The sequence below is a fragment of the Streptomyces abyssomicinicus genome (genome assembly GCF_008974245.1).
Taxonomy (GTDB): domain Bacteria; phylum Actinomycetota; class Actinomycetes; order Streptomycetales; family Streptomycetaceae; genus Streptomyces; species Streptomyces abyssomicinicus.
The window spans coordinates 154,097-176,159 of record NZ_BBZI01000015.1 but is presented as its reverse complement, the minus strand read 5'-3'; the positions used below and the strand labels follow the sequence as shown (position 1 = coordinate 176,159).

At 74.1% G+C, this 22,063-nt stretch carries 16 protein-coding genes; 7 read left to right on the top strand and 9 right to left on the bottom strand.

Going from position 1 to position 22,063, the window contains the following annotated elements:
• The first annotated feature begins 159 nt into the window (after positions 1-159).
• Positions 160-738 (top strand): hypothetical protein, encoded by a 579-nt coding sequence (locus GBN72_RS32430; RefSeq protein WP_164540995.1) that lies wholly within the window; start codon positions 160-162, stop codon positions 736-738.
• An 88-nt stretch (positions 739-826) separates the two neighbouring features.
• Here GBN72_RS32430 and GBN72_RS32425 read toward each other — a convergent pair whose 3' ends face one another.
• The 5 genes from GBN72_RS32425 to GBN72_RS32405 form a co-directional block, all read right to left on the bottom strand.
• Positions 827-1,129, bottom strand: coding sequence for a WXG100 family type VII secretion target (locus tag GBN72_RS32425; protein ID WP_151775549.1), 303 nt, complete (start codon positions 1,127-1,129; stop codon positions 827-829).
• 91 nt (positions 1,130-1,220) lie between these two features.
• Entirely contained in the window at positions 1,221-1,562 is a 342-nt protein-coding gene (locus tag GBN72_RS32420; protein ID WP_151775548.1) for a WXG100 family type VII secretion target, read from the bottom strand.
• A 95-nt stretch (positions 1,563-1,657) separates the two neighbouring features.
• Entirely contained in the window at positions 1,658-2,935 is a 1,278-nt protein-coding gene (locus tag GBN72_RS32415; RefSeq protein WP_151775547.1) for a S8 family serine peptidase, read from the bottom strand.
• Positions 2,936-2,961: 26 nt separating this feature from the next.
• Positions 2,962-4,785, bottom strand: a complete 1,824-nt coding sequence (locus tag GBN72_RS34405; protein WP_164541003.1) for a hypothetical protein — start codon at positions 4,783-4,785, stop codon at positions 2,962-2,964.
• Positions 4,785-5,222 carry a DUF2563 family protein gene (locus GBN72_RS32405; protein ID WP_151775546.1) on the bottom strand — a complete coding sequence of 146 codons (438 nt, stop codon included), beginning with the start codon at positions 5,220-5,222 and terminating at the stop codon, positions 4,785-4,787. The genes GBN72_RS34405 and GBN72_RS32405 overlap by 1 nt, the downstream gene beginning before the upstream one ends.
• A gap of 430 nt (positions 5,223-5,652) precedes the next feature.
• Here GBN72_RS32405 and GBN72_RS32400 point away from each other — a divergent pair, with 430 nt between their 5' ends.
• Genes GBN72_RS32400 through GBN72_RS32390 form a run of 3 tightly spaced genes read left to right on the top strand, consistent with a single transcriptional unit; the run spans position 5,653 to position 8,679 of the window.
• Positions 5,653-6,057: a hypothetical protein gene (locus GBN72_RS32400; protein ID WP_246213038.1), complete on the top strand. Its 405-nt coding sequence runs from the start codon at positions 5,653-5,655 to the stop codon at positions 6,055-6,057.
• Between the two features lie 15 nt (positions 6,058-6,072).
• Positions 6,073-8,139: a hypothetical protein gene (locus GBN72_RS32395; RefSeq protein ID WP_151775545.1), complete on the top strand. Its 2,067-nt coding sequence runs from the start codon at positions 6,073-6,075 to the stop codon at positions 8,137-8,139.
• 45 nt (positions 8,140-8,184) lie between these two features.
• Entirely contained in the window at positions 8,185-8,679 is a 495-nt protein-coding gene (locus tag GBN72_RS32390) for a hypothetical protein (protein WP_151775544.1), read from the top strand.
• On the opposite strand, the gene mycP is transcribed toward GBN72_RS32390, so the two are convergent.
• Both mycP and eccB read right to left on the bottom strand, forming a co-directional pair.
• On the bottom strand, positions 8,651-9,910 hold the full coding sequence (gene mycP, locus GBN72_RS32385) for a type VII secretion-associated serine protease mycosin (RefSeq protein ID WP_151775543.1): 1,260 nt from the start codon (positions 9,908-9,910) through the stop codon (positions 8,651-8,653). The two genes, GBN72_RS32390 and mycP, sit on opposite strands and share 29 nt — an antisense overlap.
• 131 nt (positions 9,911-10,041) lie before the next feature.
• Positions 10,042-11,577 (bottom strand): type VII secretion protein EccB, encoded by a 1,536-nt coding sequence (gene eccB, locus GBN72_RS32380; protein WP_151775542.1) that lies wholly within the window; start codon positions 11,575-11,577, stop codon positions 10,042-10,044.
• Positions 11,578-11,787: 210 nt separating this feature from the next.
• On the opposite strand from eccB, the gene eccE reads away from it, so the two are divergent.
• From eccE to GBN72_RS32365, 3 genes are all read left to right on the top strand, one after another.
• Entirely contained in the window at positions 11,788-13,107 is a 1,320-nt protein-coding gene (eccE, locus tag GBN72_RS32375) for a type VII secretion protein EccE (RefSeq protein ID WP_174887242.1), read from the top strand.
• Positions 13,104-13,805, top strand: a complete 702-nt coding sequence (locus tag GBN72_RS32370; RefSeq protein WP_151775541.1) for a hypothetical protein — start codon at positions 13,104-13,106, stop codon at positions 13,803-13,805. The genes eccE and GBN72_RS32370 overlap by 4 nt, the downstream gene beginning before the upstream one ends.
• Before the next feature lie 125 nt (positions 13,806-13,930).
• On the top strand, positions 13,931-17,014 hold the full coding sequence (locus tag GBN72_RS32365) for an SCO5717 family growth-regulating ATPase (RefSeq protein WP_151775540.1): 3,084 nt from the start codon (positions 13,931-13,933) through the stop codon (positions 17,012-17,014).
• A 208-nt stretch (positions 17,015-17,222) separates the two neighbouring features.
• Here the strand turns inward: GBN72_RS32365 and GBN72_RS32360 are convergent, their stop codons facing one another.
• Complete coding sequence (locus tag GBN72_RS32360; RefSeq protein WP_151775539.1) at positions 17,223-18,170, bottom strand: bifunctional riboflavin kinase/FAD synthetase; 948 nt, start codon at positions 18,168-18,170, stop codon at positions 17,223-17,225.
• A gap of 350 nt (positions 18,171-18,520) precedes the next feature.
• The gene (locus GBN72_RS32355) at positions 18,521-21,958 is read right to left on the bottom strand and encodes a trypsin-like peptidase domain-containing protein (protein ID WP_151775538.1); all 3,438 of its coding nucleotides are present in this window, start codon (positions 21,956-21,958) and stop codon (positions 18,521-18,523) included.
• Positions 21,959-22,063 lie beyond the last annotated feature (105 nt).

Sequence of the window (22,063 nt, the reverse complement as noted above, 5' to 3'; positions counted from 1 at the left end):
GACGGGGCGGGCCCCGGGACCGGGGCGGGGCCGGTCCCTGGGTCCGGCCCTGGGCCGGCCTCGGGGCCCGGCCCGGTTCCGGCCCTGGGCCGGGCTTCGGGGACCGTCCCGGTTCCGGTGGCTGTGCTGTTTCTGTTGTCCTTCGGAGGAAGAGAGCCCATGCCCGATCCGCGCCCAGGCACCACGAAGCGCGTCCCGACCACCGTCCGCGGCCTGTCCGCCGCGGCCCTCGCCGCGGCCATGGCCATGGCCGTAGGGCTGACGAGCGGGTGCTCGGGCGGCGAGGAGCGCGCCTACCGGACGCCGAGTGACCTGTGCGGCACCGCCGTGCCCGCCGACGCGCTGGAGCCCTTCCTGCCGGGCGGCGAGAAGGTCGCGGTGAAGGAGGAGCAGCCCGCCGAGGACACCTTGCGCTGCCGGGTGAGCGTCGACGGCGAGCAGGTCTTCGTCGCCTCACTGGAGTTGCGGGAGCGCAGGGGCGGCGTCTTCCAGTTGTTCGGGCTCAACGCCGGCATGAAGGACGGCGGCCCGGCCGAGGGCGACGACGACCTCATGTACACGGAGCGCGGTGCGGTCTCACGGCTGAAGGGGTGCGCCACACCGGACGACGACAAGGTGCTGTACACCTCCCTCGAGGTACTGCCGAAGGACGTGGGGGACGCCCAGGCGATGCGGCGGCTGGCCACGGCGTACACGAAGGAGGCACAGCAGTCGGACATGTGCCGGGGACAGGGCTGAGGGTCCCTCCCCGGCGACGAACGGAACCGGGGCGGGGCGCCCTCCGTGCGCGCCCCGCCCCGGTTCTGTCGTGCCGTGATCCGGGTGTTCAGCCCTGGAAGTACCCGGCCGCCTTGAGGTCGCCGCCGCGGTAGTCACCGCCGGCCGCGCTGACCTTCTGGCCGATCTGCATCAGCGCCTGGTGAATGGCGTTGCTGTGCCTGTCCCACTCCACCATCGCCTGCTGGAACGTGGTCGCGGCCTCGCCCTCCCAGCCCGTCGCGGCCTGCGCGATCGCGGACTTCAGCGCGCCGAGGTCCTCCTCGAGCTTCCGGGCCTGGTTGCCCAGCTCGGTGGTGATGGCGTCGAGACCGCCGTACTTGACCGCGAGTTCGTCCTGGCTCATCGACATGTTCTGTCCCGTCTCCTGCTCGTCGTCGTGGGTTGCGGTGCGGTGCCGGTGCCTGCGGCGGCATCGGCTTCGGCTTCGGGCGTGCGTCGGCTCAGTAGCCGTTGAGCGCGGAGTGCTTGCCGCCGTACTGCACGTCGATGGAATCGATCGTGGCCCGCACCTGGTCCTCGAGGTTGTCCTTGTCCTTGCGGGTCGCGTTGATGTTGTCGAGGAACTTCACGAGCAGCTGGCCGATGTCGCGCATGTGCTCGTTGATCTCGACCTGCTTCTTGTTGAAGGCCGCGGCGCCGATACCCCGCCAGTGGCCCTCGAGCTGGTCGATGGTGCCCTGCAGCCGGGTCATCTGACCCTTGATCGACTCGAAGCGGTCGACGATGTTCTTCTCGAGCGCGATGACTTCGCTGTCCCTGAGAAGCTGCCCATCTGATGCCATGACCTGTGGTCCCTTTCGTCAACGGTCCTTGATGGCCGTCCGGTTGGCCGGCTTTCGGGGTCGGTCGGTATGCGGGTGGCGGCGCCGGTGGGCCGTCAGCCGGTGCGGCGCTTCCTCAGCAGCACGACGGCGACGCCGCCGATCACCAGCACCGCCGCGGCGCCTCCGACGACAGGCCACAGGAGGCCGTTGCCGTCGTCCGCAGTGTCGGCCGCCGACGTCGCGTCCTCGCCGCCGGGGGCGTGCGCGGGGGCGGCGCCGTCCTTCTTCCCCTCGGAGGGGCTGGGCGACGGGCTGGGCGCCTTGCCCTTGGCGTTCTCGCGGTGGAGCGGGTCGGCGTCCGGGGCGGCCGGCTTGTAGTCCGCGTCGTCCAGCACGAGACGGGGGCGGAGCAGTCCGTAGCCGAGGTACTTGCTCGGCACGTCCTTGGGCCAGTCCCGGCCCGCCGTGTCGATCAGTGCGCTCATGACCTGGTTGGCGGTCCAGTCGGGGTGGGCGGACCAGATCAGCGCGGCGGAGGCGGAGGCCACGGCGGTTGCGGCGCTGGTCCCCTCCTGCATGCAGTAGGAACGGAAGGAGGCGTCGCACCAGCTCGGGACCTCAAGTCCAGGCGCGGCGACATCCACGTACTGGCCCGCTTCCGAGAAGTCTCCCACCGTGCCGCTTTCGTCGGCGGCGGCCACCCCGACGACGTAGGGATATGCGGCCGGGTAGCCGATGGTCTCGGCCTCGAAGCCCTTGCCCATTGCGTCGTTGCCGACGCCCGCGAACAGCAGCTTGCCCTTGGAATGGGCGTAGGCGACCGCCTCGTCCTCCTGCCACGTGGGCGTTCCCCAGCCGAAGGACATGCTGATGATCTTGGCGTCGCTGTCCGCCGCCGCCCTGATCGCCTCGAGGACACTGGGTGCCTTGGCCGCTTCCGCCTTGTCCTTCAATGTGGAGAGACCGATGCGGATCGGGATGATTTCGGCGTCGGGAGCCAGGCCCTTCAGTCCTCCCCCGGCCCCCGTGCCGGCGATGATCTCGGCCATGCTGGTGCCATGGCTGTCGTAGTCTTCCGTGGCACCGTAGTTCTGCGGAGCGGGGATCTCGTCGGTCAGGACCTGTCCTTTGAGGGAGGCCGTCGCGGGATTGACACCGCTGTCGATGACCGCGACCTTCACCCCCTCGCCGGTGCTGGTCTTCCACATCTCCTCGGCGCGCATGGCGTCCAGATACCACTGCTTCGACTGCCAGTCGGCCGCTGCCGCCTGAGGGGTCGGACCGGCTGAGAGGGCGGCCAGCGCGCCGAGCGTCGCCGTCGCGGCGGACCACCGCCTGCCGAGTGACCGGCTTCGGGCGGTCGGCCTACCGGGTCTGCTGATGCGCACCATGGCTCCTGTCTGCGTCGCTCTTGTCGTCAGCCCGCCGCGGGCGGCGTCTCACGCCGGTCGTCACCGGGGAAACGGCTCTTCCCCCGGGTGTCCGTTCCGCTGGGGGTGGCGGTCACACCGCCGGGCGCGGCCTGAGGGCGGCCGGTGCCCTGCCCCGCCCGTGCCCCCGGGGTTCCGGTGCGAGGCGTGGAAGGCGCGCCTACGACGCCACGGCGGCCGGGCTGCTCGCCCGCGCCACGGGGCACGCCGACGTCTCCGCCGATCACTGTGCCGCGCGGCACACGGGTCCCGCCGGGGCCGTTGGGCGTGGCGGCCCGTCCGCCGACCACGCCACCGCTCGTTGTGGCACCGCTCTGCACCGGGCGTACGGCTCGGGCGCCGGACGGGTTGGCCCGCTGGGCGCCGCCGGAGACACCATGGGGCGCGGGAGGACCACCGGCCACCGGGCCAGTGCCTCGGCCGCCGGCCTGCCGACCGGTCACGGGCTGGGTCTGGCCCATCGGCGCGAACGGGCTCCGGCCACCCCCGGGGACGGCACGGCCCGTCGCTGCCGGCTGGCCCGTGGGGCCCATGCCCCGACGAGCGCCCGCGCCGCCCGTACGCCCCGCGTTCTGCTGGCCGGTCGGCCCCACGGGTCCCGTTCCCCCGCGGATACCGCCACCACCGGTACGGCCCGTGGCCGTCGTCTGCTGACCGGTCGGGCCCAGCGGGTGCATGGGGTTGCGACCGGCAGTCTGTCCGCCGGTCGTGCCTCCGGTGGTGGCGCGCGGGACCTGGCCCTGTGCCGAGATCGGCGTCTGGCGCCAGTTCGCACCGCCGGGCGGCGTCTTCCCTTGCCCACCGCCTCCGGTCACGGTCACAGGGTTCGTGCCCACGGTGAACGGCGGCGGAGCCGTGTTCGTCACGGACGGTCCGGTGGTGGGCGCAGGCACCACTGTCACGGGTCGAGTCGTGTCCTGCTGAACCACCGGGGCCACGCTGTCGATCTGCATGGAGGCATCTGCGCCCGGACGGATCTGGGGGGCCGATCCCGCAGCCGTTCCGTCAACCCGTCCCGCGGTCGCCGCCACCTCGGTGGCCGAGCCGCGAGCCCCCGCGACAGTCGTGTCGCCTCCGTAACCGCCCTGTCCTGCCGCCGGAGTGTCCCCCACTCCGCGGACCGGCAACGGCGCCGGCACCCCGACGTTCGGCATCGGGTCGAACGTCGGCGGCTCCTTACCCGCCAGCGTCTCCTCCGACACCGCGTAGAACGAGGACAGGCGGATCATCTGGTTGATCGCCTCCTGCCGGTTCTGCTCCGCCTTGACCGCGGCGACGTACTCCTCGTTGCTGTCCACCCGCTTGGCCGCGGGGATCTGCGAGACCGTCTTCGGCTCCTCGCGCAGGTCGCGCGGCGGCATGGACTTGCGGACGGAGGCGAGTCCGGAGCCGGCCAGCGAGATCTGCTCGCCGACCGCCTTCGAGTAGCCCGCCAGCGCCTTGGCCTTCTCGACGAGGTTGTTGCTCCACGTCCGGAAGGCCTCGCCCGACGTGCCCTCCCAGTCGACGCCCTCGATGTTCTTGCCGAGCAGAGTGGCGGCCGCCGTGATCGCCTCACCGGCCTTCAGCAGGGAGGTCCCGACCTCCTCGATCTGCTCCGGGTTGGTCGGCTCCACCACGTCGATCATGTCGTTGAGGCGGTGACCCTCGAAGCTCGTCCGGCCGAAGAACCGGGGCCCGTCCCCGGCGAAGACCGCACCGAACGCCTGCTCGAAGGCATTGACGAGGTCGATGACCTCGGCGTTCTCCTTGACCTGCTGGAGTTCGTCCTTGATCAGCTCGTCGTACTTCTTGTCGTCGTGTCCTGGCATCAGAACCCACCCCCGTACTGGCGCTTGGCATTGCGCGCGAGGTCCTGCTCGCGGTCCGCCTCACGCTTGAGGTCGACCTGGATCTCGTGGAACCGGCGCCGCGACTCTTCCTCGAGGTTGTCGAAGCCGATGTCCGCACCGTGGACGGCGATCTGAAGTGCCTCTATCTGCAGGCCGAGGGTCCGCGACAGGGAGCTGACCCGCTCGTGCGCCCGGGCGTACTGGGAATAGAGGCCGACCGCCTCACCGAAGGCGCTTCCGGCCGCCAGCGACTCACGGGTGAGCGTCAGGCTCGCCACCTGGTTGGGGTTGGCAGGCGATCCGTTCAGTTCGTCGAGCACCGCGTCGACGCGCTTCTTGAACGAACTGAGCGCCTCCACACCTCGCCTGAGGTCTGCGGCACCCGCACCCGGCTCCAGCGGAATCACCAGCGTCATCTCCCCGTTGTTGTCGCCCGCCTCAAGACCTCTGGACCGATCCGTGAAGCGTTCATGTCGCAACAGCACCACTGTAGTCACTTCGCATGACACGCCCAACTGCCTTGTGCAACGGCCCTGATACAGGTCGCGGTCGTCAAGGACACGGCCGACGGCCCGGCGGCAGCGGGACTCTACGTCTACACCACCCGGCTCAAGGGCGCACCGCCGCCCCAGGGTTCCGGTGCGCACGGATCCGTGACGCGCAACACCTGCGGGTGAAGTCGCAGTTCAGAACGTTGATCGACAAAGGCCCCGGCTTCACGGGTGCGAGGCCTGCCGCGCCGCGGGCGGGGGCCGCAACGCGGGCCCCGCCACCCCGGGCCGGCTGCTACCTTCCGTCACGGATCGATCACGCAAGGTGCACGGAAGTTGACGGAGGGACACATCGGTGTCGGCGGATGAGTCGTTCGGAACCGGACCGGTGCCGGTGGGCGGCGGGGTCGCGCCCGCGCTCGGGGTACGGCCGGACCTGGTGTCGCACCCGGTCCGCAAGGAGGCGGCGGCCCGCGCGCTGGAGACCCGGCTCGAGCCGGGCACCCGCAGGGCCGGCCGGACGGCGGAGGCGGACACGCGCGCGGCGGTCAGGGCGCTGGCCGCGGCGGACGGGGACGGGTGGGCGTCCGGCAAGGCGCTGCACGACGCCCACGATGCGTGGAGCGACCAGGTCACCGCGCTGATGCACCGCCTCGGCGCGGAGAAGGCCGCCCTGCGCGGTTCGGCCCGCCTCTACGCCGGCACGGACGTCGCGGTCGAGAAGGGGCTCCGCCTGATCTCGCCGCTCGACGCTTTCTGAAGGGAGCGGCGCGCAGTGCCGACGTATCACGAGATCATGACCGCCGAGCTGTCCAGCCTGGTCGCCGCCGCCGACCGGTGGGAGGACATGGCTCGGGAGTTCGCCGTGCAGGAGGGTGACTACCTGACGGAGGTGCACGGCCTGGCGGCGGCAGGACCGTCCGGCGGGTGGACCGGGGTCGCGGCGCGGACGGCGGGGTCGGTCTTCGACGTCACGCTCGCGGAGTACCGGGCGGCGCGGAAGGAGGCCATGGCCGTCGCCGCGCTGCTGCGGGACGCCTACACCCAGTTCTCGGATCTCCGCAGTCGGCTGGCCGCCGTCCGGAAGGAGGCGGAGGCGGCGGGCCTGCGGGTCTCCGGGCGCGGGGTCGTCACGGTGGATGTCGCGCAACGTCCGCCGCGGCCCGGGGAGACGTGCGGGTCGGCCGAGGGGTGGCAGCAGCGGATCGACAACGCGGTGCGGGCGGTGGACGACGCGGACCAGGGCGTCGTGATCGCACTGCGGGCGGTGACGCGTGACGAGCACAACGGCGACGGCACGGCGGGCGGCTTCAACGCGGGCGCGCTGAACGACGTGGAGGAGTACGAGGCCCGCGCCGGCAGTGCGCTCGCGGCGCGGATGGCCACGGGCGAGAGGCTGAGCGCGGCGGAGCTCGACGAACTCCGCCGGCTCTTCCGGGACAACCAGCACGACGAGCACTTCAGCCGCACGTTCCTCAGCGGGCTGGGCGCGGACGGCCTCCTCGCCGTGGGCAGCCGGGCCAACGACCTGGCCCACACGGCGGGCGACCCCCAGGCCCGCGGTATGACGGACGTCGCCTCCGGGCTGTCGCGGACCCTGGCGACGGCGACGCGGGAGACGGACTCGCACTGGTACGAGCGGTGGCGGTCCGACATGCGGGAGGCGGGCCTCGAGTCGCACGCCTCACGGTTCGCCGCGGACCGGATGACCAACGAGCGGGGGTACCAGTCGCTGGTCAGCCTGATGGGGCAGGGCGGACAGTTCGGGTCGGGGTACCTCTCGGACCTGGGCGACGACCTGATCGCCGCGGAGCGGAGAGATCCGGAGGTCTGGGACATGGTGGGCCCGGTGGCCGGCGAGGACGGCTGGTTCGCCAACGACCCGCTGGACGGCGTCCTGGGGCTGATGAGCCGCGATCCGGAGGGGGCGGCGGAGTACCTGCGGGACGAGGGGCGGATGAAGTACCTGGCCGCTGAGCGGGACTGGTTCACGGTCGTGCCGGAGGCCCTGGACGGGCCCCGCCCGGACCATGACCAGGAACGCGCCGACGCGGACATGTGTGTGGGCTTCGGCGCGGCGTTGGAGGCGGCCACGACCGGCGTCGGTCCGCACGCCACCGGCGCGGCGGGCCACGTGGAGCACACGGCGGCGAACCGGGAGGTCTTCCAGCACGCGGTGCAGCACCTGGCCACGTGGGAGGACCGGTTCCCGCCGACGCTGCGGGAGGGCATGGGCCGGATCCTGGCCAACCACGGGGACACGGTGCACCAGGTGGCGAGTGCGTTCGACGACGGCACGGCGCCGGTCACGCAGGCCGACCTGTTCGAGGTGGCGAAGCAGGTGTCCAGGGACCCGCAGGGCTACGCGACGCTGAACGTGGGGCTGAACACGCCGATGGTGGAGGCCATCCACCGGCCGGAGCAGCAGCACCCGAAGGATTCACTGATCCAGGCGGCGCGGACGGTCGGCTTCATGGAGGAGGTCCGTGCGCAGTCGGTGCAGATGAGCTCGACGCCGCCCGAGCCGCCGAGGTGGGCGGAGATCACCAACGACGTGGCCGGGCACATTCCGATCGTCGGCTCGGAGGTTCAGCTGGGGGTGACAGCTGCGACGGAAAGCTGGTTGAGGGACGAGCGGACGCGGTACGAGGAAGGGCTTCGTGAGGGGCGCGAGAACGATTACCGGTCGCGGGAAATGCAGCTCCGGGCACTGACCGACGTCTGGTGGCGAGTCCACGGAGAGACAGACAGCTTCCCCCCTGACGAGTTGAGGAACCAAGTCAACATGACGGCAAACGGCGGCATGAACCACGGCCGTGGCATCACGGGAGCTCTGCGGTAAATCGTGCTCAGGCGAATGATGGCCTCTACCTGCGGTATCGCGGTCATGGCAACCCTCGGGGCCTGTGGCATCGCGAAGAAGGCACAGGTACCGCACTCTCTCTGTCGCACAAAGATCAGCCCGAACCTCTCGGCACCACTTCTCGGCGCCGGTGCCGTTCGTGAATGGACCAGTGCGAGCTTTCGTGAGCCCGGATCCGCCTCGTGGTGCGTTGTCTACGTCGACAAGAAGGAGCGATTCCAGCTGTGGTTCTCCGCCGGTGGCGGTAAGCCCAACCTCATGAATCTCGCCCGGAGCGGCCCGACGATCGGGCTCTTCGATCCGCATCCGGTTCAAGGCATCGGAGACCAGGCAGTCGTCGCGAACGACGGTGCCATCGCCAGCACCAGTTGCCGTGACTCGGCCGGCGCGGACAACTTCACCCTCGCCCTGAAGATGGCGGAAGGCCCCATGGAGCCCCACCGTGAACGGGACGTGGAGCGCTTCATGCGCGCCTACATGCCCGCCACCGTCAAGTCGCTGAACTGCCTGGCCGAGTGACCGCCCGCCGCCGTCGGCGGGCGTCGCGGAGGGCGATGGCGGTGCCGGTGAGGGCGGCCACCGTGGCGGCGGCGGCGAGGGCGACGTAGGAGCCGAGGCGGGCGTCGCGTTCGTCGGGGGTCTCGCCCAGGGTGAGCGGCGCCGGTTCCGGGGGTTCCGCGCCGGCGAGGCCGCCGCCGGGGGCGGGGGAACTCGTCGGGCGGTCGTCCTCCGTGAGGGCGCGGACGGGGTCGACCACGCCCCAGCCGACCAGGCGGTCACGGTCGGCGACCGTCCGCTCCGCGGTCGACTCGATCTGCGCGACGACCTGCTCCTGCTTCCAGTCCGGGTGCTTGGCCCGCAGCAGCGCCGCCACCCCGGCGACGTACGGCGCGGAGAAACTCGTGCCGTTGTCGGCGCAGTGGCCGCCGCCGGGCACCGTGGAGACCATGTCGACCCCCGGTGCGGCGACGTCGACGAAGTCCCCGGACTGGGAGAACGGCGCGCGCTCCCCGTTGCGGTCGGAGGCGGCCACCGCCAGCACGCCCTCGTAGGCGGCGGGGTAGGAGTTCTTGCTCTCGCCGCCCAGCCCCTCGTTGCCGGCCGAGGCGACGACCACGATGTCCGCGGCCAGCGCGCGGTCGACGGCGCCCTTGAGCTGCGGGGTCGAGTCGACGGGCGAGCCGGTGTCCTGGGAGATGTTGATGACCTGGGCCCCGGCCTGGCGAGCGTGGTCGATGGCCTTGACCATCTCGTCGACCTTGCCGTGGCCCTCGGCGTCGTTGTGCTTGATCGGGATGACGGTCGCCTCGGGGGCGAGACCCGCGAACCCCGTCTCGTCGGAGCGCCGGGCGGCGATGATCCCGGCGACCTTGGTGCCGTGGCCGACCTGGTCGTCGGTGCCCTTGGCGCTGCCCCGCTCGAGCGGTTCGCCGTCGACCTCGGCGGGCAGGAAGTTGCCCCCGCTGCTCGCGTCCACGGCGTCGCGCAGCTGGGGGTGCTTGATGTCGACGCCGGTGTCGATCACCGCGACCTTGACGCCCTTGCCCTCGGACTGCTCCCACAGCTCGTCGAGCAGCACCCGCTGAAGCGCCCAGGGGCGCCCGGGATAGTTCTCGGCCGGGAACGTGCACTGGCCGGTGACCGGTTCCGCGGCTGCCGGGGCCGCCCCGGTCAGGCAGAGCGGGAGCGTGACGGCCACCGCGGCCAGCGCCGCGGCCGCCTTGGGCGTGGGCCCGGGCCTGGGGGTCACTGCGTTCCTTCCCTCATGTGTGTCGGCACGTGCCGTGCGTGCCGGGCGTGCAGAACGCGCCGTGCGCGCCGTGTCTGCCGTGTGTGCCGTGCCTGCCGTGCGCCCCGTGTCTGCCGTGCGTGCCGGTCACGCTAGGAGCCCTGCGGCTGCCTGGCGTCGGCGGTCGACAGGCGGGGCCCGGTGGGCAGGTAGGCGGACCACGGGGCCGGCACCGGCGTCGGTGCGACGTCCGCGTAGCCGAGCAGCTTCTGTGCCTCCTGCTCCGCCTGCTGCTGCTTCTCCCGGTCCTCCTTGGACCGGCCGATCTCGCTGTCCTCGCCGGTGCGGTCTCCGTTGGACTGCAGGACGTAGCGCAGGCCGGTGTCGGTGACCAGGAAGACGGGGCCGACGTCGGTGGCACTGCCCTGGAACTGCTGGTACACCTGCCCGGAGCCCGGGGTGACGTACGCGCTGGTGGATCCGGTGGCGAGGACGGCGGGGAAGGTGTCGCCCGCCCAGGTCCGCAGGGTGGTCCGCCCGGAGCCGCGGTCGACGCCCATCAGCACGTTGCAGACGGTGTCCCGGGCCTTGCCGGCGCCCGAGGGGTCGTTGACGGTGGAGGGATCGGCGGTGGGCCACTTCTGGTCGGCGGCGAACGGCTCGCCCGGCTGCAGCGCGCCGGGGCTGACCTCGAGGGCGTTGCCGTCCTGCCCGACCGACACGAGCGCGCTGTCGGCGAGGAGGAGGTTGGCGACGAAGTCGGAGACCGGTGCGACGCGTCCGGGGAGCACCACGTAGTACCGGTCGCGGTCACCGTCGCGCGCCTTGAGCACCATCCCCACCCGGTTGGCCTCCTGGTCCAGCTGTCCGGGCGCGTCGGCCGGCCGGCCCGGTGGGCCCTCGATCTCGGGGAAGGCCAGCGGGTCGCCCTTGTGGAGGGTCTCCAGCCACTCGCGGGAGACGCGCTGCGGCTCGCGGTCCGAGCCGACCACGGCGCGCAGCATGGCGGAGAGTTCGGGCTCCTTCTTCTCCACCGCGTCGATCCGGTACCCGGTGCCCGTGGCGTCGACGACGTAGCGGGCGTCGTCGGGGCCCTGGACGTAGAGGAGCTGGCCGCCGCTCAGCCTCTGGGAACCCTCGACGCGCTTCATCTCCCGTGCGGCGAAGACGAACGCGGCCTTCTGCACGGCACCGCCCTCGCCCGCTCGCTCGCAGACCACCCAGCGCTTGTCCGCCGCGGCCTCCTCGGCGTCGGGGAGCCGGTCGGGGGCGTAGGGGATGCCCACGGTGACACCGTGCTGGATCTGGGTGTCGAGGATCTTCTCGTCGACCGTGATGACATCGCCCTTGCCGTCCTTGAGCAGCAGCTTGGCGGAGGCCATGTTGAGCACGGGGTGCAGCTGGGTCTTGCCGCCGGTCCGGAGGACGACGTACCGGGTGGTCGACTTGTCGGCGACGATCACCTTCTCGTACGGCCGGTCCCAGTCCTTGGGCGCGGTCGGCTTGAACATGCCCCAGGCCCCGAAGACGGCCATGACGACGACGCCGGTGATCATGCCGGGCAGGATGCCCCGCAGGGGTCGCGGTGCGCTCTCCTCCGAGCCTCCGGACGCGGAATGCGTGAAGGACGCCAGCATGCGGCGCTTGGCGAACGTGTAGGCGTTGAGCTGGTCTCTCCGGGATGCCATCGGTGCCCTGCTTCTCCCCGTGTTCCGCCGCGGTGTCGGACGGCCCCCTACTATGCCTGGTACGCGTGAGGCCTGGTACTCGAGGGGCCTGGTGGAGCGGGTAGGGTACCGAAGCCTTCAAGGTACCTATGGGGCAATGGATTTGCGGAGCCGGCCGGTCCGACCGGTCCGGCCGGGCGCACGACGGCGAGCACTGCGGGGGTGTGGGTGATGGCTTCCGGGACGCGAACGCGGTCCCGTGACCGGTCACGGACGGCACGGGGTTCCGTGGCGACGCCTCCCCCGGTCGCGGCCCGCACGCACGCCGCACCGGGCGCGGTGCAGCTCAGGTCACGTGCGGGACGCGGCGGTCCGACGGGGCTGCGCCGGGCGGTGCTGGTGGAGCTGGCGGCCGCCGTGCTGGTGGTCGGCTGGGTGATCGGGACGGTGGCCCTGGTGGTGGCCGCGGTGGTCGCGGTGCTGCTGCTGGGTCTGGCGGTGGTCCGCCGTCGTGGCCGCTCCCTGCCCGAATGGCTGTCCACGGCGCGGGAGTTGCGCGCACGGCAGAAGCGCGCGGCCGGTCTGGAGGTGCCGCCCGGCACCGAGCCGGGGCTGGCCCCGGCGGTCGAGTGCGAGCCGGCGCTGCGGACCTACGCCTACGGCGGCCGGGACCGGCGGCCGGTGGGCCTGGTCGGCGACGGCACCTTCCTCACGGCGGTGCTCCAGGTGGAGGCGGACGCCACCGCGCTGCGCGCCGAGCGGAGCCGTCGTCCGCTGCCGCTGGCGCTGGTCGGTGACGCCCTCGAGGTGGACGACATCCGGCTGGAGTCCGCCCAGATCCTGCTGCACACCCAGCCCGCCCCGGCGCTGCACCTGCCGCAGCAGTCGGTGGCCGTCACCAACTACGCGCCGCTCCAGGCGAGTACCGGCGCTCCTGCGGTGCGGATCACCTGGATCGCGCTCAAGCTGGACCCGGAACTGTGCGCGGATGCGGTGGCCGCGCGCGGCGGCGGGGTGGCCGGTGCGCAGAAGTGCGTCGTGCGGGCCGCGGATCATCTGGCCAGCCGGCTGACCGGTGCCGGGTTCCGGGTGAACGTGCTGGACGAGGAGGAAGTGGTCGCTGCGATGGCGACCTCGGCCTGCGCCAATCCCCTGGTGACCGCGGAGGCGGGCCGCACGGAGGTGCGGGAGCGCCGTACCGAGGAGTCGGCCCGCAACTGGCGGTGCGACAACCGCCGCCACACCGCCTACTGGGTGCGCCGCTGGCCCTCCTTGGGCGGGCGGGGCGTCACTCTGCCGCAACTGGTGGCCCAGCTGACGGCCGTTTCCGCGCTGGCCACCACCTTCAGTCTCACCCTGGCCCGCGGTGACGGGCAGGCGGTGGCGCTGACCGGGCACCTGCGGGTGACCGGCCGCAGCGCCGAGGAACTCACCTCCGCACGGCGGGCGTTGCAGGACGCGGCGCGTCGCGCGGGCGTCGGTCTGGCCAGGCTGGACCGGGAGCAGCTGCCCGGCGTGCTCGCCACTCTGCCGCTGGGAGGCACCCGATGATCAGCCGCGGTTCGGGACTGCTGGGCCCCCGGCACGGTCGGCACAGCGTGCCCCTGGAGCAGTTGGAGTCGCTGACGCTGCCGATCGGCGACGACGGCGTGGTGATCGGGGTGGACGCGGAGGGGCAGCCTGCCGTCCTGGGGCTCAACCGTCCCACCCCGTACGACATCGTGCTGATCGGCAGCCTGTGGACGACCCAGGTGCTGGCGCTGCGTGCCGCCGCGACCGGTGCGCGGGTGGCCGTGGAGACCGGTCGTCCGCAGGCGTGGATGCAGATGGTGCACGCCATGGGCGGCGGGCAGAACGGGCTGTCGGTGTACGACGTGGGCCGGGTGCCGCCCCAGGGCGCGTCGGCGGGCAGCCCGGTGCTGGTGGTGCGGGACTGCGGCATGCGGCCGCCGCGGGGGCGGGTGGTGGCGGGCCCCTGGCAGGCCGTGCTGACCCTGCTGCCGTACCTGTCCCCGGTGGCGCCGCGGCTGATGCGTCAGGCCCGGCTGGTGGGCGTGCAGCGGCTGTCTCCGGACGAAGCCACCGAAACCGGACGGGCGTTGGCGCTTCCGCGTGGTGACGTGGACTCGCTGCCGACGCTGGCCGACGGTGTCACCCTGTGGTGTGCGGACCGGGACCGTCAGTACGTGATGACGCAACCCACGGACGCCGAGGTCGGGTTGCTGGGTTCGCCCCGGCGCATGGACTGAGGCGACCGGGGGGCCGTCCGGTCCTTCGCGGGCCCTCCCCGTTTTCCACCGGCCGACGGGCCTGCCGTTCCGGCGACCGGGGTGATTAGGGTGGGGTGCCTGCGCTCGACCAACCAGGAGGAATTGTGAACAGCGATCGGGATGGTATCCACGGGGGTTGGACCACACCGGGCGATGACCAGTCCGACGCGGAGTCCGCCGTCGAGACGACGGGCGAGTTCACCATCGACTACGACACGCCTGCCTGGTACCGGGAGAACGCCGGCGGTGCCGCCGACTCCGCGGAGGAGCCCGCGCCCTGGGAGCCGTCGGAGCCGGTAGGGCCTGTGGGGCCGGTGGCCCCCGCCGACCCGCCGCCGCCTCCTGCCGTCCCTGCCGTCTCGCCCGCTCCTTCCGTCCCTCCCGTCCCTCCCGCTCCTGTGGCCCCTTCCTTGCCTTCGACCGCGGTTCCCGGGGCGCCGGGTGGCGACCTGCCGTTCGGCGGCGGTCAGTTGGAGAGCGGCGCGACGATGCGGATCTCGGCGGCCGCGCTGCGGCAGGAGATCGAGGAGCGCGCCGCCGCGGCGGTGGAGGCGGTGTCCGGCGAGCACGCCGGCGAGCGGGGCACGCAGCCCGCCGAGGGCTACCCGGCACCCGGTGACGGGGCGTCCGCGACAGGCCACGGAGCCGGGGCCCTGACCGGGGACGAGGCCGGCGACGGGGCGGGTCCCGCGTCCGGCGCGCAGGCGGGCGCGGCGGCGGAGCATGGCGCCGGACCGGTGCACGCGGCCGGTGAGGTGCCGGGGGCGCGGGACGTGGCGGCCGCCGGCGCGGAGAGCGGCGTCGACGGTGGCGCAGGTCCCTCCGGCGGTGACGTCGGTGGGGCGTCCGGCGGCGACATCGGTGGGGCCTTCGGCGGTGACATCGGCGGTGACTTCGTCGTCGCCGAGCCGGCCGTCGGGCCGGGTGACGCGGTAGAGGCACAGGGGGCCGGAGAGGCATCGGGTGCCGAGGGCGGCCGAAGCGGTGCCGCGGACGTCGAGTCGGAAGGGTCGGGCGCCACCACGGCTCCGGCCGCTCCCCCCGCCGAGGCGGAGGCGGATCTCCCCGGGGACACCGCGGACGGCCCCGCGGCCGCGCCGGAGGCACGGGAGGCGGCGCGGCCGCACGGGCCGCAGGCGGGGGCCTACCCCGACCAGGCGCAGGGGAGCACCGGCGCTGACGCTCCGGCGGCTCCCCCGCAGTACCCCGGACAGGCGGCCACGGCCGGTGCGGCCGGCGACATCACTGGGGCGGACTCCGGGCAGCCGGGCGCCCCGCAGGGGTGGGTGCCGCAGGTCCCGCCACAGCAGCCGGGCACGCTTCCGCCGCTGCCGCCCCAGTACCAGCCGGCCGCGCCGCAGGCCGCGGGGCAGTGGCCCGCGCAACCGCCGCAGGCGCCCGCGCAGCCTCCCGCGCCGCCGCAGGCGCCGTTCCAGCCGCAGGCCCCGCAGGCCCCGAGCCCGTGGGCGGCCCAGCAGCCGCAGGACGCGGCGCAGGCCCCGGCGCACCCCCAGGTGCCGCCGCAGCCGCAGGCCGCTCCGGGCGTGCCGCAGGCCCCCGGCGTGCCGCCGCAGGCGCAGCCCGTACCGCACGCCCAGCCCGCGCAGGGCTTCGGCGCCCCGCCGCCGCAGCCGGGCGGGCAGGCGCCGCAGGGCTACGGCTTCCCGCAGCAGCCCCCGGCGCAGCCCCTGCCGGGCCAGCAGCCGCCGCAGGGCTACGGCTTCCCGGCCGCACCGCCCGCGCCCCAGCCGCCGCAGCCGCAGTACCCGCAGCATCAGCCGCAGTCGCAGCCGCAGCCGCAGCCGCAGCCGCAGGCCCAGGGGTACGGCTTCCCGCAGCCCCCGGCGCAGCCCGTGCCCGGTCAAGTGCCGCCGCAGGGCGGCCCGGACGCCGCGGCGCAGCAGGGCGGGTACGGCTTCCCGCAGGAGGGCGCCGCGGCCCAGCCGCCCGCTGCGCCGCCGGTGGATCCCCGCATGCCCGCGGCCGCGTGGCCGCAGGCGGTGCAGCACGACCAGCGCCAGCCGGTCAATCCCGGTGCCGCGCCGCTGGGTTACCAGGCCGCGGTGGAGCTGTCGTCCGACCGGCTGCTCAACAACAAGAGGCAGCGCACCAAGAGCACCCGTCCGACGGCCGCCCCCTCGCGTTTCCGGATCGGCGGCAAGAAGGAGGAGGCGGAGCGGCAGCGCAAGCTCGATCTCATCCGTACCCCGGTGCTCTCCTGCTACCGGATCGCGGTGATCAGCCTCAAGGGCGGCGTCGGCAAGACGACGACCACCACCGCGCTGGGCTCCACGCTGGCCACCGAGCGGCAGGACAAGATCCTCGCGATCGACGCCAACCCGGACGCCGGCACGCTCGGCCGCCGGGTGCGCCGTGAGACCGGGGCGACCATCCGCGACCTGGTGCAGGCGATCCCGTACCTCAACTCCTACATGGACATCCGCCGCTTCACCTCGCAGGCACCCTCCGGCCTGGAGATCATTGCCAACGACGTGGACCCCGCGGTCTCCACCACCTTCAACGACGAGGACTACCGGCGGGCCATCGACGTGCTGGGCCGCCAGTACCCGATCATCCTCACCGACTCCGGCACGGGTCTGCTCTACAGCGCCATGCGGGGTGTGCTGGACCTGGCCGACCAGCTGATCATCATCTCCACGCCGTCGGTGGACGGGGCGAGCAGTGCCAGCACCACGCTGGACTGGCTCTCCGCGCACGGCTACGCGGACCTGGTGCAGCGTTCCCTGACGGTGATCTCCGGCGTCCGTGAGACCGGCAAGATGATCAAGGTGGAGGACATCGTCAGCCACTTCGAGACCCGCTGCCGTGCCGTCGTGGTGGTGCCGTTCGACGAGCACCTGGCGGCGGGCGCGGAGGTCGACCTCGACATGATGCGGCCGAAGGTGCGGGAGTCGTACTTCAACCTGGCGGCGCTGGTGGCCGAGGACTTCGTGCGGCATCAGCAGGCGCACGGGCTGTGGACGTCGGACGGGAACCCCCCGCCGGTGGCCGCGCCGCCGATGCCGGGGCAGGGGGCGCCGGGCCACTACGGGTACCCGGCTCAGCCGGCCGGGCCATACGGCCAGGTCCCGCAGCAGCAGCCACAGCAGCCGTACGGTCAGGTGCCGCCCCAGCAGCCGCCGTACCCGGGTTACCCGCAGCAGCCGCCCGCGCCGCCGACGCAGTGAGCCGCGGTACCGTGCCCCGCGCGGGGAGGCGTCGCCACAGGACGTGACGCCCTCGCGGGGGTATCGGCCGGAAGTGGGTCCGCGCGACAGGGCGTGGAGCTCGTGTGCGAAGTGCCTCACGTCACGACGACGTGAGGCCCTTCGCACACCCGCGCGGAGCCGGGGCCGGTCACGGCCGGCCGGGCGGCTGGCCGGCCGGCCGGCCGGGTCAGCCCGCCGCGGCGACGAGTTCGCGGCAGCGCCCGACGTCGCGGGCCATCGCCTCGAGGAGGTCGTCGAGGGTGGCGAACTTGGCCTGCCCGCGGACGAAGGCGAGGAAGTCCACGGACGCGTGCATGCCGTAGAGGTCGAGGCCCTCGCGGTCGATCGCGTACGCCTCGACCGTGCGCTCCGTGCCGTCGAACTGGGGGTTGGTGCCGACGGAGATCGCGGCCGGCATGGACTCCCCAGCGACGTTCAGCCAGCCCGCGTACACCCCGTCCGCCGGGATCGCGCTGAACGGCAGGGTGTCGATGTTCGCCGTGGGGAAGCCGAGTTCGCGACCGCGCTGGGCGCCGCGGACCACGACGCCCTCGACGCGGTGCGGGCGGCCCAGGATCTCGCGGGCGCCCGCCATGTCGCCGGCGGCGACCAGACGCCGGGTGAGGGTGGAGGAGAACGGCTCCCCGCCGCCCGCCTCCCCGCTGACGTGCAGGTCGATCACGTCGACCTCGAAGTCGTAGGTCCGCCCCTGGTCGGTGAGGAACGCGACGTCACCGGCGGCCTTGTGGCCGAACCGGAAGTTGGGGCCCTCGACGACGGCGCGGGCGTGCAACTTGTCGACCAGGACCTTCACCACGAACTCGGCGGGCGAGAGCTTGGAGAACTCCTTGGTGAACGGCAGCACCAGCACCGCGTCGACGCCCAGGTCGGCCGCCAGTTCGGCGCGCCGGACGTGCGGGGCGAGCACCGGCGGGTGGCTGCCGGGGCGGACCACCTCGCTGGGGTGCGGGTCGAAGGTGACCAGCACGGACGGGACGCCGAGTGCCTGGGCGCGCTCCACCGCGTGCCGGATGATCAGCTGATGTCCGCGGTGCACTCCGTCGTAGGAGCCGATGGTGACGACGCTGCGCCCCCAGTCCTGGGGGATGTCCTCCAAGCCACGCCAGCGCTGCACTGTGACCGCTCCTCGTCGAACCCGTGTCCGTGTGTGCCTGTGATGCAGCTCCAAGAGTGCCATGCCGTGGTCCGCGCACCGGCATCGGCATGGGTGATCGGCATGGGCCCGTGATCTTCGGCGGTCGCCGGACGTCCGGGGCCGGCCCGCCGCGGCCCTCGCTCCGGTCCGCCCGAGCTGGTGTCCCAGCCCACCGGAAACCGCTGCTCGGGCTTGCCGGAAACCCCGCCTCAGCCCTTGCGTCAGCCCGCCGGAACGTCGCTTCAGCCCTTGCGTCGACCCGCCGGAAACCTGCTGCGGCCCGCTGGGGCCTGCTGCGGCCAGCTCCAGCCCGTCCTCCAGCCCTTCCTTCAGCCCGCCGGCGCGCCCGCCGCGGCCCCTTCCGCCGGGCGGCCGCCCGCTTCCCGGGTGACCGCCCCCCGGGAGGCGGCCGCCACCGTGACGGGAGGCACGACGGCGGCCGGAGCGACCGCGGCCGGCACGACCGCCGCCCGCACCGGCTCGCCCTCGTTCGCCGGCAGCCGGGCCAGCAGTTCCTGCCGCAGCGGCCGGGAGGCGGGGGTGCCGGGCCGGGCGAGCACCGCGGCCAGGGCGGCCCTGACGGGCGGCGGGCCGTCCGCGATCAGCCCGGTGACCAGCGGCAGCAGCACGGCGCGCACCGTGGGCCCGTGGTCGAGCCGCCGGTCGACGTACCCCGCGACCGCCGCGGCGACGGACGTCACTCCGCGCACCGGGCCGCAGCCTTGCACGGCCTCCCGGATCAGGGCGGCGATCCGCCGGGCCAGGGCGGGCGCCGTCACCTCGGCGAGGGCGTCCAGCGCCTCGCCGCCTCCGGGCTGCCGCAGCCGGTCCCGGAAGGCGTCGAGCACCGGCTCGGGGTGGGTGGCCAGCGCGGGCACCAGCGCCTCGGCGGGCAGCTGCGGGTCGCCGGCCACGAAGCGCCGCAGGGCGTCCGGGAGGTGACGGCCCCGGGTGCGGGGATCGCGGACCAGCACCGCGAGCGCCCCGCCGTGCAGCGCCGCGTCCTCGGGACGGGCGAGCAGGGCGAGAGCGGCGTACCGGAGCAGGTCACGGTCGGCGTCGGAACGGACGTGGCGGGCGGCGAGGCGGCCGTGGGTGACGGCGGCGACGCGGCGGGCGGTGCGCGGGTCGCGGGCCCAGCGGTCGACGGCGCGGCAGAGGGCGGAGGGCTCCTCCTCGCTGAGCACCGCGAGCAGTTCGGCGGACTTGGGGTGGGCGCAGTCGGCCAGCGCCTCGGTGAGGTCGTCCAGGCCGCGGTGCCGGTGGGCGTAGAGCAGTGCCTGGGCGGCGGCGGCCACCGTGGCGTGCGGGGCGGCGGGCAGCGGGCGGGCGTCGTCGAACCAGTGGGTGAGCTGCCGCTGGGCGGGTGCGGGGTCCTCGGCGAGCAGGCGGGCCGCCGCGTCCAGCCAGCGGCTGCCGGTGCCGGCGGGAGCGGTGACCACCATGCGGTGCAGCAGCCCGAACCGCTCCCGCGTGTCCAGCGGCACCGACGTCCAGAAGTCCGGTCCGAACTCCTCCGGGGCGGGCCGTCCGTCGCGCTGACGGGCGGCGATCCGGTCGGCGAGGTGCCGCAGCAGGGTCGTGTACGGGGCGGCGTCGGGCAGGCCCAGCAGGGTGCCGGACAGCAGCCGGGTGGCCCACCAGGTGTCGGCGGAGGTCTCCGCGGCGGCGGCCAGCGCGCCCAGGCGGCGGGCCAGCCCGGCCGAGCCGCGGTCGCGGCCGAGGTGCAGGAGCGCCTGCACCACGGGCCCGATCCGATGCCGGGGCACCGGCAGCGGGTGTCCGGCCGCCTCGCCGGTGCGGCGGCGCAGCACCAGTGCGCGCAGTGCCTCGTCGACGTCGAGGTGGAGGCCTTGCAGCCAGTCGGCGAACTCCTCGTCGGCGAACCGGTATCCGGCGCCCGCCGGGACCAGTAGGCCTTCGGTGAGCACGGCCCGGGCCCAGCCGGTGCCGCCGCCGAGGCTGGCCGGGGCCGGGCCCCAGGGAAAGACCGCCTCGAACGCCTCCCGGTCGAGTTCGCCCTGGCCGGGGCCGAGGCTGCGGCGGGCCGCCTCGTGGACCTGCCCGGCCACCTTGGCGGCGAGCCGCCGGATGGCGGCGCCGCGCTGTCCGCCGGCGGCGGCGAGCCGGACGGCGACGCGCAGGCAGGCCAGGTCGAGGTGGGCGGAGAACACCTCGTGCCGGGTGAGGCGGCTGTCCTCGGCGTCGGGCAGCGCAGTGCGCACCCCGGCGAGCAGCCGCAGGGTGAGCGGGTGGCGGGCGTCGGCGCCGCCGAGCACGCCGTCGGGGATGCCGAACCGCTCGCGGGCGTGGCGGGCCTCCTCGGCGGTGAGGTCGCCGAGGCGCACGCAGGCCGGGAGGGTACCGGTGCGCCCGGCGTCGTCGGCGGGGACGTGGAGCAGTTCGGGCGGGAACTCGGCGCCGGCCCGCTCCCAGTACTCGGAGCGGCATCCCACGGCCATCCGGGCGCCGTGGGCAAGGAGCCAGTCGGCGGTGCCCTCGGTCCACGCGGGCATCCGGTGGGCGAGGAGCGGCGACATCTCCTCCGGCCCGTCCAGCACGATCAGCAGGGGTCGCCCGGCCTGGCGGGCGATCCGGGCCAGCCGTTCCGGTGAGAGGTCCCCGAGCCCGGCCGCGTCGGGGCCCGGGGTGCCCGGCCCGCCCGTTCCGCCCGGGGTGCCTGGCCCGCCCGGGGCGCCGGGGCGTGACGGCGGGAATCTCGCGGCGGCGGCGATCCGTCCGGCACGGTCCAGGGCGCGGCGGGCGGCGTCGGCCACCGAGGTGTCGCCGTCCCGGAGATCGGCGCCGCGGAGCCACAGGGTGGGGGCGGCGGCGGTGGCGCGGTGCCGGTGGGCGGCCAGCTCGGCCAGGGCCGTGGTCCGGCCGCCCCCGGGCGGGCCGACGAGCCCCAGCACGGTGGCCCCGCCCTGTGCGAAGGCGGTGAACTCCCGCTCCACCGCTGTCCGCGGCACGGGGTCGACCGGTCCGCGCGCCGGTCCGTCGGAGGCCACCGACGTGGCGGTGAGTTCGACGACGGCGGCAAGGTTGAGGTCGGGTCCGTAGGCGGGGACGGTGGCCGCGTTGCGGGCCAGCAGTTCGGCGAGGGGCCCGCCGGTCCGCCGGACGGCGGTCTCCCGCAGCGGCAGCACGTATCCGGCGGCGCGGTGCCCGCCGAGCAGGTCCGGGTCCCGGCCGGTGTCCGGGGCGTCCTCGGTCGGGCAGGACCGCAGGTCGGTGCCGACGACGCCGAGCACCGCGCCGGTGACCGCGTCCAGCACCGGTCCCCCGGCCGCACCGCCGCCGGGGCGGAGCGCCTCCCGGCCGGCCGTGCCCATGGCGAGTTCCAGGACGCCCCGCAGGAGGTGGGAGCGGTGGGCGGCGTCGACGACGCCGAGCACCCGCGCCTCGCGCAGCCCGGCGGAGACGATCCGCACGTAGGCGCCGGGACCGACGGCGGCGCGCTGGGACACCGGAAGCGGGGCGGCCTCCAGGCCCTCGGCGTGCACCAGGGCGAGACCCAGGGCGGGCAGCGGGGTGATCGCCCCGTCCGGGGTGGCGAGGGTGCGGTCGCCCGATCGGACCAGGAGGCGGGACAGGCCGTCCACCACCTCGTGCGCGGTGATCACCGTGCCGTGGTGGTCGGCTGCGAAACCGGTGCCGCGCGGGCGTCCGGCGAGGTCGCAGAGGGTGACCAGTGCCGCTTCGGGGACGGCGCGTGCGCCGTCCGGCGGCCGGACGTCCTCCGTCCCCGCGTGCGCTCCCGCCATGCCCGTCCTCCCCGCTGCCGTGCCGTTCCGCTCCGACGGTAGGCCGAAGATGATCAGCTGGGCGGGTGTGCGGGGAAACGCGCCCCCTTCCACTCCCTCCGTTCA

Bases quoted from the DNA above. Each gene is read 5' to 3' on its own strand.
- GBN72_RS32405 (WP_151775546.1), bottom strand. From the start codon at position 5,222: ATGACGCTGGTGATTCCGCTGGAGCCGGGTGCGGGTGCCGCAGACCTC.
- GBN72_RS32425 (WP_151775549.1), bottom strand. From the start codon at position 1,129: ATGTCGATGAGCCAGGACGAACTCGCGGTCAAGTACGGCGGTCTCGAC.
- GBN72_RS32355 (WP_151775538.1), bottom strand. From the start codon at position 21,958: ATGGCGGGAGCGCACGCGGGGACGGAGGACGTCCGGCCGCCGGACGGC.
- GBN72_RS32370 (WP_151775541.1), top strand. From the start codon at position 13,104: ATGATCAGCCGCGGTTCGGGACTGCTGGGCCCCCGGCACGGTCGGCAC.
- eccB (WP_151775542.1), bottom strand. From the start codon at position 11,577: ATGGCATCCCGGAGAGACCAGCTCAACGCCTACACGTTCGCCAAGCGC.
- GBN72_RS32430 (WP_164540995.1), top strand. From the start codon at position 160: ATGCCCGATCCGCGCCCAGGCACCACGAAGCGCGTCCCGACCACCGTC.
- eccE (WP_174887242.1), top strand. From the start codon at position 11,788: ATGGCTTCCGGGACGCGAACGCGGTCCCGTGACCGGTCACGGACGGCA.
- GBN72_RS32390 (WP_151775544.1), top strand. From the start codon at position 8,185: ATGGCAACCCTCGGGGCCTGTGGCATCGCGAAGAAGGCACAGGTACCG.
- GBN72_RS34405 (WP_164541003.1), bottom strand. From the start codon at position 4,785: ATGCCAGGACACGACGACAAGAAGTACGACGAGCTGATCAAGGACGAA.
- GBN72_RS32420 (WP_151775548.1), bottom strand. From the start codon at position 1,562: ATGGCATCAGATGGGCAGCTTCTCAGGGACAGCGAAGTCATCGCGCTC.
- GBN72_RS32415 (WP_151775547.1), bottom strand. From the start codon at position 2,935: ATGGTGCGCATCAGCAGACCCGGTAGGCCGACCGCCCGAAGCCGGTCA.